Source organism: Xenorhabdus eapokensis (genome assembly GCF_001908105.1).
The window spans coordinates 1-12,909 of record NZ_MKGQ01000022.1 but is presented as its reverse complement, the minus strand read 5'-3'; the positions used below and the strand labels follow the sequence as shown (position 1 = coordinate 12,909).

Sequence of the window (12,909 nt, the reverse complement as noted above, 5' to 3'; positions counted from 1 at the left end):
GCTTAGCCAAAAAATGGCACACATTATAACCCATATTCACCCTGTCAGAGAAGCCTGGCTACAACAACTCGCGGATGTTATTACTGATCCCAATGAGTTGTTGCAATTATTATCCTTAAACACACATACGGAGCTACAAGAAGGCAATGAAGCAAAGCGCTTATTTCCTCTACGTGTGCCAAGAGCATTTGTAACACGGATGAAAAAGGGCGATCCCTATGATCCTCTTCTATTACAAGTCCTGACCTCACGGGAAGAGTTTGTTATATCCCCTGGTTTCTCCACTGATCCGTTGGATGAACAACGCAGTGTTGTTCCAGGCCTATTGCATAAATATCACAATCGAGCCTTGTTATTAGTCAAAGGGGGCTGCGCGGTTAATTGTCGTTATTGTTTTCGTCGCCATTTCCCTTATTCAGATAATAAAGGCAATAAAAATAATTGGTTGCTTGCTCTGGATTATATTGAACAACACCCTGAGCTTGACGAAATTATCTTCTCTGGTGGTGATCCGCTAATGGCTAAGGATCATGAACTGGACTGGTTAATCAGTCGTCTTGAATCCATTCCACACATTAAGCGGTTACGTATTCATACGCGTTTGCCGGTTGTGATCCCTGATCGCATCACGCTTTCACTGTGTAATCGTTTAGCACAAACTCGTTTGCGGGTGATCATGGTGACTCATATCAACCATGCCAATGAAATTGATGACGCGTTCCGCATAAGTATGACGCGACTAAAACAAGCCGGAGTAACACTGCTGAATCAAAGTGTGATGTTACGTGATATCAATAATGATGCAGATACTTTGGCTAATTTAAGTAATGCACTGTTTGATGCAGGCATACTACCTTACTACATCCACGTTCTGGATAAAGTGCAAGGTGCCGCCCATTTTCTCGTGGACGATGAAGAGGCAAAAGCCATCATGCGAGAATTATTAACTAAAGTCTCCGGTTATCTGGTTCCGAGCCTGACCAGGGAAATTGGTGGAGAGCCAAGCAAAACACCGCTGGATTTAGGGTTAACTCAAAACTAGTGATCAATCGATTACTGATTAGGCTAACGCTATCACCATTAAAGCCCTTCTAACTGGGCAATGTACAGAAACTAAATGTATACGTAACGCTTGAGTTCCGAAACATTCTTTCTGGGCATTGCCCAAACCATTTTTTACTAATCCCATCCATTAGTACTAAGGGCACTTATAGACCTGACCAACCATTTTACTATCAAGAGGAACAAAACTCGCCAGCAAGCCCTCTGATGGACTATTGATGCCATAAATAACATTGCCACCCATTTCAGCCGCTTTATTACGTAAGTCATTGGCTGCACTGCGCATAGAACTGCTCTCATTGCTAACACCATTGAGCCAGTTGCTTTGAGTTCCCGTAACTTCACCTAACCGTTGGCATTGACTATTTGGTTGTGTATCCACAAAACGCACATTAGCGCCAGCAGAGGTTAATTGATGAGTTGTTGTGCACCCTGCCAATAGTAATACTGACGCACCAAATAAAATTTTAATTCGCATAACTTCCCTCATTGGTTATAGGAACAAATAAAAAGGCGAGCAAGTTTTCCCTGCTCGCCTTTAAAGGCTTATCCTAACGGATGGGTAATGCCATCATCAGGATGAACAGCATTACATCATGCCGCCCATTCCACCCATACCGCCCATGCCACCAGCAGCACCTAAGTCAGCTTTATCATCTTTAGGCAGCTCAGTTACCATGGCTTCGGTCGTGATCATCAGGCCAGCGATAGAAGCAGCGAATTGCAGTGCAGAACGGGTTACTTTAGTTGGATCCAAGATACCCATTTCGATCATATCGCCGTACTGTTCAGTTGCAGCGTTATAACCGTAGTTGTCTTTACCTGCTTTCACGTTGTTTACAACAACAGAGGGTTCTTCACCTGCGTTGTCTACGATCTGACGCATTGGCGCTTCCATTGCACGCAGTGCAACGCGAATACCGACGTTCTGATCTTCGTTATCAGCAGTCAGGCCAGAGATCGCGCTGGCAACACGAACCAGAGCAACACCGCCACCAGCAACAACACCTTCTTCTACTGCCGCACGTGTTGCGTGCAGTGCATCGTCAACGCGAGCGCGTTTTTCTTTCATTTCAACTTCTGTTGCTGCGCCTACTTTGATTACAGCAACACCGCCTGCCAGTTTAGCAACACGCTCTTGCAGTTTTTCACGGTCATAATCAGAAGTCGATTCTTCGATTTGCTGACGGATCTGAGTAACACGTGCAGCAATTGCGCTTTCTTCACCTACACCATCAATGATAGTTGTGGTGTCTTTGTTGATAACAACACGTTTTGCCTGGCCCAGATCTTCCAGAGTCGCTTTTTCCAGCTCCAGACCAATCTCTTCAGAGATAACAGTACCGTTGGTCAGGGTAGCGATATCTTGCAGCATGGCTTTACGGCGATCACCGAAGCCAGGTGCTTTAACCGCAGCAACTTTCACGATACCACGCATGTTGTTAACAACCAGAGTTGCCAGTGCTTCACCTTCAACATCTTCAGCGATAATCATCAAAGGCTTGCTTGCCTTAGCGACGCCTTCCAGAACTGGCAACAGTTCACGGATGTTGGAGATTTTCTTGTCAACCAGCAGGATGTATGGGTTTTCCAGTTCAACAGAACCTGCTTCTGGTTTGTTGATGAAATAAGGAGACAGGTAACCACGGTCGAACTGCATACCTTCAACAACGTCCAGCTCGTCTTCCAGGCCAGTACCTTCTTCAACGGTGATTACACCTTCTTTACCGACTTTGTCCATCGCTTCTGCGATCAGTTTACCTACGGTTTCGTCGGAGTTTGCAGAGATAGTACCAACCTGCGCAATAGCAGTGGAATCAGAGCAAGGTACGGACAGTTTTTTCAGCTCATCAACAGCGGAAATAACTGCTTTATCGATACCGCGTTTCAGATCCATTGGGTTCATGCCAGCAGCAACAGCTTTCAGACCTTCGGTGACGATAGCTTGAGCCAATACGGTTGCTGTGGTGGTACCATCGCCTGCCGCATCATTAGCTTTAGAAGCGACTTCTTTAACCATCTGAGCACCCATGTTCTCGAATTTGTCTTCCAATTCGATTTCACGTGCTACAGATACACCGTCTTTAGTGATAACAGGCGCACCGAAAGATTTATCCAAAATTACATTGCGGCCTTTAGGGCCCAGGGTCACTTTAACTGCATCAGCCAGTACATTCACACCGCGTAGCATTTTGCTGCGAGCATCATTACCAAATTTTACGTCTTTAGCTGCCATTGTATCTTTCCTTTAAATTCATTCAATTAAGAAGATCTAAGCGTAAATAAGATTCTCTATTACGCTTCAACAATTGCCAGAATGTCGCTCTCAGACATGATCAATACTTCTTCATTATCGATCTTTTCTGTTTTAACGCCGTAACCTTCATTAAAAATGACGGTATCACCCACTTTTACATCCAGCGCCTTCACTTCCCCATTTTCGAGGATGCGACCATTGCCGACTGCCAACACTTCTCCACGGGTAGATTTGCCCGCAGCAGAGCCCGTCAAAACAATACCGCCAGCAGATTTTGATTCAACTTCTGTACGCTTGATGATAACGCGGTCATGTAATGGACGAATTTTCATTGATAGATCTCCTATAAATAAAGTCCATATCAGGTAAGAGGATTGATACCAGAACCCAATAGAACCAGTATCACGAAGCTACAAATTGGGGCTTGAGATCATGACTTCAAGGGTGGATAACAAAAATATTTTACTTTTTTCTTACTCATTGAAATTTCAGTCAACGCAGGCAATCATTTCTTATTGCGTTCATGACCAGACTCACCATAATTCTTTTGTTCAGCGGATTTTTGGTCATCCAATGTATGGGAAGCATCATCTTGCCTGCGTTCATATTCCCCCTCAAAAGTCTGCCCGTTCTGACCATAACCGCCCTCATGATTACCGGAACCATAAAAAGTATTTGGGCGGTAAAACTTAATATGAGGCAATAACTTCGCTGTCAGCAGTTTCTGCACGGGAGACAATAACAGCAGTAAGCCGAGAAAATCGGTGAAAAAACCGGGCAATATCAGCAAAAAACCAGCCATAACCAAAGAAACGCTTTTTACAGCCTCTTGCGCAGGACTCTCACCGGCTGCGAGTTTTTGCTGCATAGAGATAAAATTCTTGATGCCTTGATTACGCACAAGGGATACACCAAGACAAGATGTAAGAATAACCAGTAACAGAGTCAACAAGACCCCAACTTCAGAGGCAATCCGCACAAACAGAACAGACTCGATGTAAACCAGAAGGCATATAAAGATAAGCGGGAGCCAACGCACGTGGTTCTCCTTTCATTATTATTGAGGGTTAGATCACATAATATGGTGTTAGATAACACATGTGGGGATAATTGTGATCATTTTCAATACTTCGAACTCTTAACTTTTTCTCTCCGTAATCGTGACCTTAGTCACACATATGGTATTTCATTAATAAAATAGCACTATAAAGTGATCCAGGTTCAAGGCATTTTTGACAAATCCACATATGATCGCGCCAGCAATTTCATGATAAGTGTCTAATATCAGGGAAATTGTTGTCGGCAACATTATTTTTCAACAAACACGTAATAGAACAGTCAAAAAACGTATCCAATTTTAAGAAGGTTCTCATGTCAAACAACATTCGTATCGAAGAAGACCTGTTAGGTAAACGAGAAGTTCCTGCTGAAGCCTACTACGGTATTCACACTCTGCGTGCGATTGAAAACTTTTATATCAGTGACCGTACCATCAACAATGTGCCTGAATTTATCCGCGGCATGGTGATGGTGAAAAAAGCCGCGGCACTGGCAAACAAAGAACTCCATACTATTCCTGGAAAAGTGGCAGACATCATCGTCAAAGCATGCGATGAAATTCTCATCAAAAGCAAATGTATGGATCAATTCCCTGTTGATGTCTTTCAGGGTGGTGCCGGTACCTCATTGAATATGAATACTAATGAGGTGTTAGCAAATATCGGCCTGGAGTTGATGGGACATCAAAAAGGTCAATATGAGTACCTGAACCCAAATGATCACCTGAACAAAAGCCAATCAACCAATGACGCTTATCCTACTGGCTTCCGTATTGCTGTTTATAATTCCTTGATGCATTTGATTGATTCCATCGAATTGCTGAAAGAAGGCTTCGACAAAAAAGGGGTTGAATTCGACGACATCCTGAAAATGGGTCGTACCCAACTGCAAGATGCGGTTCCAATGACTCTGGGTCAAGAATTCCGTGCTTTTTCCGTGCTATTGAAAGAAGAGATCAAAAACATCAATCGCACGGCAGAGCTGCTGCTGGAAGTAAACCTTGGCGCGACAGCGATCGGTACTGGCCTGAATACTGCCCCAGGTTACCAAAAACTGGTCGTTGAAAAATTGGCCGAAGTCACAGGATTGCCTTGCCAACCCGCAGAAGATTTGATAGAAGCTACTTCTGACTGTGGAGCTTACGTCATGGTGCACAGCGCGTTGAAGCGTCTGGCGGTTAAGATGTCCAAGATTTGTAATGACTTGCGTCTGCTCTCTTCCGGCCCTCGTGCTGGCCTGAATGAAATCAACCTGCCAGAATTGCAGGCAGGTTCTTCTATCATGCCAGCGAAAGTTAACCCCGTTGTGCCAGAAGTTGTTAACCAGGTTTGCTTCAAAGTCATTGGTAACGATACCTGTGTCACTATGGCAGCAGAAGCGGGTCAGTTACAGCTTAATGTAATGGAACCTGCAATTGGTCAGGCTATGTTTGAATCTATAGCTATCCTGAGCAATGCATGCCGTAATTTGGTTGAAAAATGTATCAACGGTATTACTGCTAATAAAGAAGTCTGCGAAAGTTTCGTATTCAACTCCATCGGGATCGTGACTTATCTGAACCCATTTATTGGTCACCACAATGGCGATATCGTGGGCAAGATCTGTGCTGAAACGGGCAAAAGCGTCCGTGAAGTCGTGCTTGAACGCGGTTTACTGACCGAAACTGAATTAGATGATATTTTCTCCGTTGAGAACCTAAAACATCCAACTTATAAAGCAAAACGTTTTGATGACTGATTAATGATTATAATAACGAGTTCGTCTTAATTATTAAGGCACGCTATTCCAACCGGAAGCGTGCCTTTTTAATTTTCCGCAAACACAAACTATTAACCATAGATTTTCATAATACTAAATAAATGAAGGAGTATTTAACATGTTAGCCGTAGAATTAGCTATCGTTCTGCTGGCCATTTTTTTGGGAGCACGACTAGGGGGAATTGGGATTGGTTTTGCTGGTGGAATCGGTGTTCTCGTCCTCGCCGCCATCGGTGTTAAACCAGGCAGTATTCCATTTGATGTTATTTCAATTATCATGGCCGTCATTGCTGCGATATCAGCCATGCAAGTGGCTGGGGGACTAGATTATCTCGTTCAGCAAACTGAAAAATTACTGCGTAAGAATCCCAAATACATCACAATCCTTGCGCCGATCGTCACTTATTTTCTGACGCTATTTGCCGGTACGGGAAACATCTCACTGGCAACATTGCCTGTTATTACAGAGGTTGCCAAAGAGCAAGGCATAAAACCATGCCGTCCACTCTCTACTGCCGTTGTTGCTGCCCAGATTGGGATCACGGCTTCGCCGATTTTTGCGGCGGTGGTTTATATGGCATCGATTATGGAAGGGCAAGGCATCAGCTATATCCACCTATTAATGGTATTACTACCTTCAACATTTTGCGCCATCATCCTCATGTCATTCATTATTTCATGGCTTTTTGATGCCAAACTGGCGAATGATCCTGTTTACCAAAAACGCCTTGAAGATGGTTTGATAGAAATGCGGGGTGCCAGCCAAATTCAAATCAAACCCAAAGCAAAATGCTCTGTTCTGTTGTTCCTGTTAGGTGTTGTGAGTGTTGTCATTTATGCCATTATCAATAGCCCAAGCGTCGGCCTGGTTGAAAAACCCCTGATGAACACCACAAATGCGATTTTGATCATCATGCTCAGTATCGCTACCCTCACCACTATTATTTGCTCCGTCGATACCGATGCCATCCTGAACTCAAGCACTTTCAAAGCCGGCATGAGCGCATGTATCTGTATTTTAGGGGTTGCATGGCTGGGGGATACTTTTGTACAGGCTAATCTCGATTGGATCAAAGAAACCGCAGGCAGTTTGATTCATGCTCAACCGTGGCTACTGGCAATCATTTTCTTCTTCTGTTCAGCTTTGCTCTATTCACAAGCAGCAACAGCTAAGGCATTGATGCCAATGGCTCTGGCACTGAGTGTGACTCCATTAACAGCGATTGCTTCGTTCTCTGCGGTGTCTGGTCTGTTTATTCTGCCAACTTATCCAACACTGGTTGCCGCTGTACAGATGGATGATACCGGCACCACTCGTATCGGGCGTTTTGTCTTCAATCATCCATTCTTTATTCCAGGTACTCTTGCCGTTGTATTGGCGGTCACATTCGGTTTCCTGTTTGGTGGTATTATCTTGTAGCTTTACAATTTCGATTGTTTATCATCATTATTTCAGGGGCATGCCAGCCCCTGAAACTTCCTTCCTTGCCTATCTTTTCCTGTCAAAAAACACTATTGTCTTAATATTGAACAAGTGACTTTCTGCTATAAGCGTCATCAGTTATAGTGCAGATTCTAATAAATTTCCCAAATCAAACTTACGATACAGGCAGGTCAAAGATTATCTTATGATGAAACGTATTCTTATGTTGTTTCTATTGTTCAGTGGCATCGCGCTGTCTCCTGACAAAGCTAGCGCACTGTTTGAGCAAGCGGGGAAAAGTCTCTACCTTCCTGCTGATCAAGCATTCGTGTTTGATTTTCAGCAACAAGAAAATAAACTCACACTGAACTGGGATATCAAACCTGGTTATTACCTTTATCGAAAACAATTCAACATTATTCCCAATCAAGAAGTGTCATTGGGGAAAATTACATACGCTAAAGGTGCAGGCCATGAAGATGAGTTTTTTGGTAAGACAGAAGTCTATTTTCAATCCGCACGGATTGATATTCCCATTCTGTCAGCTACCAATAACGGCGCTCTCCAGGTCACATATCAAGGATGTGCAGAAGCGGGTTATTGTTATCCACCTGAGACCCTAAACGTACCATTGCAAGCCGTTACTACCTCCGCCCTATCAGGTAATGAAACTGCGATACCATCCGAATCCCATGATGTGCCATTTTCGCCACTCTGGGCGTTATTAATTGGCATTGGCATTGCGTTCACTCCCTGCATACTGCCCATGTATCCGCTGATTTCCAGCATTATTTTGGGTCAAAAACGTCCTGAAAGCCTAAAAAGGATCTTTTGGCTCGCTATGAGTTACGTTCAGGGAATGGCGCTCACTTACACCGTACTTGGTTTAGTCGTCGCGGCGGCTGGCTTACAATTTCAGGCTGCTCTGCAAAATCCTTACATTCTCGTAGGGCTGTCAGCGCTGTTTATCTTGCTCGCCTTATCAATGTTTGGTCTATATACATTACAACTTCCTTCCTCGCTCCAGACTCGCCTCGTGGATTGGAGCAACCAACAGCAAAGCGGCTCTTATATTGGTGTATTTGTGATGGGAGCCTTGGCAGGGTTAATTGCTTCTCCCTGCACGACCGCACCGCTCAGTGCTATTTTGCTTTATATCGCTCAAAGCGGTAATACATTGGTCGGCGGCTTGACCTTGTACCTCTATGCCTTGGGAATGGGCTTACCGCTTATCGCCGTCACACTATTTGGTCACAAACTCCTGCCACGCAGCGGCCCGTGGATGCAATACGTTAAAGAGGCTTTTGGATTTATTATATTGGCCTTGCCAGCCTTCCTGCTAGAACGTGTACTTGGTGACACATGGGGCATAATATTGTGGAGTTTATTGGCAGTTTCTTTCCTTAGTTGGGCGTTCGCATTAACCTTAAACAGTAAAAACGGCTGGGTGCGGACTTTACAAGTCATCTTGCTGGCTTTAGCACTCATCGCTTCACGTCCTTTGCAAGATTGGGTATGGGGAAACTCTGTATCAGAACAACAAAAAGCCACTTTACAATTTCAACAAATCTCTGATTGGCAAGAATTAAGTCAAATTCTGGCTGAAAATCACCATCGACCGATTATGTTAGATCTGTATGCTGATTGGTGTGTAGCCTGCAAAGAGTTTGAAAAATATACTTTCAGTGATCCACAAGTACAGGCACAATTAAATCAATTTCTCTTGTTGCAGGCAAATATCACGAATAACACGCCAAAACAAAAAGAATTATTGCAAAAACTGCGAGTGCTGGGACTCCCCACTATCTTGTTTTTCGATAAGGGAAAAGAGCTAACTGGTTCGCGAGTCAATGGATTTATGAACGCCCAGCGTTTTAACCAGCATGTACAACAATTACAACATCTACAATAAAAACAATCCGGAAGGAGATCCACCGTGCAACGTGAATATATGCTTAGCCATGTCCTGAACTTATTGGAGCAACATGGCCTGTCAGCAACACTAGAGACACTTTTAACTCCTTTTGACATTGAGACCGACCATATAAAACATTTTTGGCCTGATCGTGAAGCCCTACTCTACGACTGCCTACGCTACCACGGCCAGCAAATTGAAATCTGGCAGCGCCAAACCTTGTTAGATGAAGCCTTAAGCCCTGAGCAAAAATTACTGGCACGCTACGATGCGCTCCAGAAAAAAGTCCAGGAACAGCATTATCCAGGCTGCCTGTTTATTGCTGCTTGCAGCGCTTTTCCTGACGTTGACCATCCAATTCACCAATTAGCCGAATTGCAAAAACAAAACTCTTTCCATTACACGGAAAAATTATTACAACAACTTGATATTGACGACAGTCAGCAAGTCGCCCAACAGATGGAACTTATCCTTGAGGGGTGTCTCAGTAAGCTATTGGTGAAACGAAAGCTTGAAGATGTGATTACCGCGAAACTGCTGGCTCAAGATATTCTAACCATCGCAAAATGCCGAAAAAATGGTGCGTTAAGTTAATAAAAAGTGTCCTTAGCTGAATAATTACACCAAGATGGCGTAAAAATGCAGCAAGCAATCAATTTTTATGTTTTTTTTGCAGAAAGTGTTTGACGGATTAGGCTGAATACGGTTTAATGCGCCCCGTTAGCCCGGATAGCTCAGTCGGTAGAGCAGGGGATTGAAAATCCCCGTGTCGGTGGTTCGATTCCGCCTCCGGGCACCACTTCAAATTTCAGTGAAGTCCAGCCCAGTCAAACAATTCCTGCTAAATCCAGCAAAATCAACATCAATTCTTATTTTTAGGTCTAGTTTCGTCTGTTGCAATCAAGATGCAGCGAAGGGCATAATTCGGGGCACTTACCGTTCGATTACAAGGATGCCCTTAATAATGAAACTAAACGCCCGGCAAATCGACACTGCAAAGCCCAAAGAAAAAACCTACAAACTCGCCGATGGCGGCGGTCTTTATTTAGAAGTCTCGTCACGCGGCTCAAAATACTGGCGGATGAAGTATTACCGCCCGACCGATAAGAAAGAAGACCGTCTGGCATTTGGTGTCTATCCCGCCGTATCATTAGCCGATGCACGCGCCAGACGGGATGAAGCCAAAAAGCTGATGGCACAAGGCATCGATCCCAAAGCCGAAAAGAAAGGCACCCCAACGCCCGCCAAAGTCAATTCGTTTGAAGAAGTCGCCCGTGCATGGCACGCCAGTAACAAACGCTGGAGCGACAGCCACCGTCAAAAAGTGCTGCGCAGCCTTGAGCAGTCTATTTTCCCGCATATCGGCACACGCGATATTACCACGTTACGCACCAGCCAGCTTTTAGCCCCCGTCAAAGCCATTGATGAACAGGGCAAACACGATATCGCCCAGCGGCTGCGTCAGCGTATCACTGCCATCATGCGCTATGCCGTCCAGAATGATATTTTGGAAACCAATCCGGCCAATGATATGACCGGCGCACTTACCACTGCAAAATCTCGCCACCATCCCGCCCTGCCCCATGAATATTTACCTGATTTCCTGAGCCGTTTATCGGCCTATCGCGGTCGCCTGCTGACCAAGATTGCGGTAGAGCTGGCACTGCTGACGTTTGTGCGTTCCAGTGAGTTGAGATTCGCCCGCTGGCAGGAAATCGACCTTGAAAACGCGGTATGGAAAATTCCCGCCACAAGGCAACCCATTAAAGGCGTTCGCTTTTCTGAACGCGGCATGAAAATGAAAACGGATCACATCGTACCGCTGAGCCGTCAAGCTGTCTCGTTATTCAAAGAGTTGCACGTACTGAGCGGCAACTGCGAAGTGGTATTCCCCAGTGATCATGATGCTGCGAAAGTTATGAGCGAAAACACGGTTAACAAGGCATTACGGGCGATGGGCTACGACACTCAAACCGATGTCTGCGGGCATGGCTTCCGCACAATGGCGCGCGGTGCAATGGGTGAATCCGGTCTGTGGAGCGATGATGCCATCGAACGCCAGCTCAGCCATATCGAACGAAACAACGTGCGGGCGGCGTATATTCACACCTCTAAACATCTGGATGAACGGCGGCTGATGGTGCAGTGGTGGGCGGATTATCTGGATGCGAACCGGGAAAAAGCCATTACACCGTATGACTTCGCCAAACCGCTGCGTGACAGGAAAAACCGCTAATACAATTTGCAACCCGTTAATTTTCATCGGGAGAAAAACAATTAACGCTGTTCATTTAATCTTGCTTTTTAAATAATCCGCCTGTCATCAAACAACGTCCACGATGATATTTCAGGGACTGGGTAACAGGAGAAGTGACATGACAGTGGCAGCATTGAAAACAAGCCTGATTCGTTTGCCAGAAGTACAGCGCAGGACGGGTTACAGCAAGGCGTGGATCTACAAACTAATTAGTGACGGTGCATTCCCGCAGCAGGTCAAGATTGGCCCACGTTCCGTTGCTTTTATTGAAGCAGAGATTGATGACTGGATTACCCAGCGTATTGCTGAATCGCGAGCGGCATAACACAGAAAAGAAGATGACATAAGACACGTAACATAAAAATACAACGCCCCGAAGTGCTACCAACACTGCGAGGCGTTTCACCAATAACCATTCGTAAGGTAAAAAATTATGGCTGATACACAGCATACCCAAACTCGTCCCAAATTTACAGTTCAAAAAACATCAGGCAGCCAAAAACCGCTTGATCTGATCCAAACCGTCAAAACCTCGGCTATGTATTCCTGGCAAAATCTGCTACCTGCCTGTGGTATTGATATTCCCGCAAAAGGTAAACATGGCGCTTGTCCCATCTGCGGTGGTACTGACCGTTTTCACTTTATCGATGATCACCATCATGGCAACTGGCATTGCCGTCAGTGTGACGCCCCAAACTATGGTGATGGACTGGATTTAGTGGCAAGAATCAAAGGGATCTCTGTTATTGGGGCGGCAAAAGTTGTCGCTAATGTACTGGCGCTACCTTTGCCAGCCCCCAAGCCAGCCAAAGAAACCCATTATCCAACACTACCGATTGCTGAAAGAGTGGCGGCACTGATGGCACAAACTGTCGTGGGGCAATCGCCTTATCTGGCTGCAAAGGGTCTGCAACATCTTGATCAGCGGCTACTGTTTGATAATTCGACAGTACTGGTACTGACAACTCTGGATAAAAAAGTCACCGGCGCTCAAATCATCAAACCCAATGGCGAGAAAAAATTCTTCCCCGGCAGCCAGAAAAAAGGGGCGTTTATTCCCGTGTCAGCGCTGGAAGAGTATCCGGAGACGGTAATTATCACCGAAGGTTACGCCACAGCACTCACGGTTAACCAGCTCTATAAAGGCACTGTTCTGGCGGCGCTGGATGAGGGCAATT

The 12,909-nt window shown here is 45.1% G+C and carries 12 protein-coding genes and 1 tRNA gene; 9 read left to right on the top strand and 4 right to left on the bottom strand.

Going from position 1 to position 12,909, the window contains the following annotated elements:
• Window positions 1–13 precede the first annotated feature (13 nt).
• Window positions 14–1,042, top strand: coding sequence for an EF-P beta-lysylation protein EpmB (epmB, locus tag Xedl_RS13795; protein WP_074024411.1), 1,029 nt, complete (start codon window positions 14–16; stop codon window positions 1,040–1,042).
• A 156-nt stretch (window positions 1,043–1,198) separates the two neighbouring features.
• Here the strand turns inward: epmB and Xedl_RS13790 are convergent, their stop codons facing one another.
• From Xedl_RS13790 to Xedl_RS13775, 4 genes are all read right to left on the bottom strand, one after another.
• Complete coding sequence (locus Xedl_RS13790) at window positions 1,199–1,540, bottom strand: DUF4156 domain-containing protein (protein ID WP_074024410.1); 342 nt, start codon at window positions 1,538–1,540, stop codon at window positions 1,199–1,201.
• A gap of 111 nt (window positions 1,541–1,651) precedes the next feature.
• Entirely contained in the window at window positions 1,652–3,298 is a 1,647-nt protein-coding gene (gene groL / locus Xedl_RS13785; RefSeq protein ID WP_074024409.1) for a chaperonin GroEL, read from the bottom strand.
• A gap of 59 nt (window positions 3,299–3,357) precedes the next feature.
• Window positions 3,358–3,651 carry a co-chaperone GroES gene (locus Xedl_RS13780; RefSeq protein ID WP_074024408.1) on the bottom strand — a complete coding sequence of 98 codons (294 nt, stop codon included), beginning with the start codon at window positions 3,649–3,651 and terminating at the stop codon, window positions 3,358–3,360.
• Window positions 3,652–3,824: 173 nt separating this feature from the next.
• Window positions 3,825–4,358, bottom strand: coding sequence for an FxsA family protein (locus Xedl_RS13775; RefSeq protein WP_074024407.1), 534 nt, complete (start codon window positions 4,356–4,358; stop codon window positions 3,825–3,827).
• 332 nt (window positions 4,359–4,690) lie between these two features.
• On the opposite strand from Xedl_RS13775, the gene aspA reads away from it, so the two are divergent.
• The 8 genes from aspA to Xedl_RS13735 form a co-directional block, all read left to right on the top strand.
• Complete coding sequence (aspA, locus tag Xedl_RS13770; protein ID WP_074024406.1) at window positions 4,691–6,115, top strand: aspartate ammonia-lyase; 1,425 nt, start codon at window positions 4,691–4,693, stop codon at window positions 6,113–6,115.
• 139 nt (window positions 6,116–6,254) lie between these two features.
• On the top strand, window positions 6,255–7,556 hold the full coding sequence (locus tag Xedl_RS13765) for an anaerobic C4-dicarboxylate transporter (RefSeq protein WP_074024405.1): 1,302 nt from the start codon (window positions 6,255–6,257) through the stop codon (window positions 7,554–7,556).
• A gap of 208 nt (window positions 7,557–7,764) precedes the next feature.
• Window positions 7,765–9,471, top strand: coding sequence for a protein-disulfide reductase DsbD (locus Xedl_RS13760; protein WP_074024404.1), 1,707 nt, complete (start codon window positions 7,765–7,767; stop codon window positions 9,469–9,471).
• A gap of 24 nt (window positions 9,472–9,495) precedes the next feature.
• Window positions 9,496–10,068, top strand: a complete 573-nt coding sequence (dicD, locus tag Xedl_RS13755; RefSeq protein ID WP_074024403.1) for a division control transcriptional repressor DicD — start codon at window positions 9,496–9,498, stop codon at window positions 10,066–10,068.
• A 129-nt stretch (window positions 10,069–10,197) separates the two neighbouring features.
• A tRNA-Phe gene (locus tag Xedl_RS13750) sits at window positions 10,198–10,273 on the top strand.
• 165 nt (window positions 10,274–10,438) lie between these two features.
• Window positions 10,439–11,710, top strand: coding sequence for a tyrosine-type recombinase/integrase (locus Xedl_RS13745; RefSeq protein ID WP_074024402.1), 1,272 nt, complete (start codon window positions 10,439–10,441; stop codon window positions 11,708–11,710).
• Window positions 11,711–11,849: 139 nt separating this feature from the next.
• Complete coding sequence (locus Xedl_RS13740; RefSeq protein WP_074024401.1) at window positions 11,850–12,056, top strand: helix-turn-helix transcriptional regulator; 207 nt, start codon at window positions 11,850–11,852, stop codon at window positions 12,054–12,056.
• Window positions 12,057–12,164: 108 nt separating this feature from the next.
• A partial coding sequence (locus tag Xedl_RS13735) for a primase-helicase zinc-binding domain-containing protein (protein ID WP_279625361.1) occupies window positions 12,165–12,909 on the top strand: 745 nt, incomplete at its 3' end.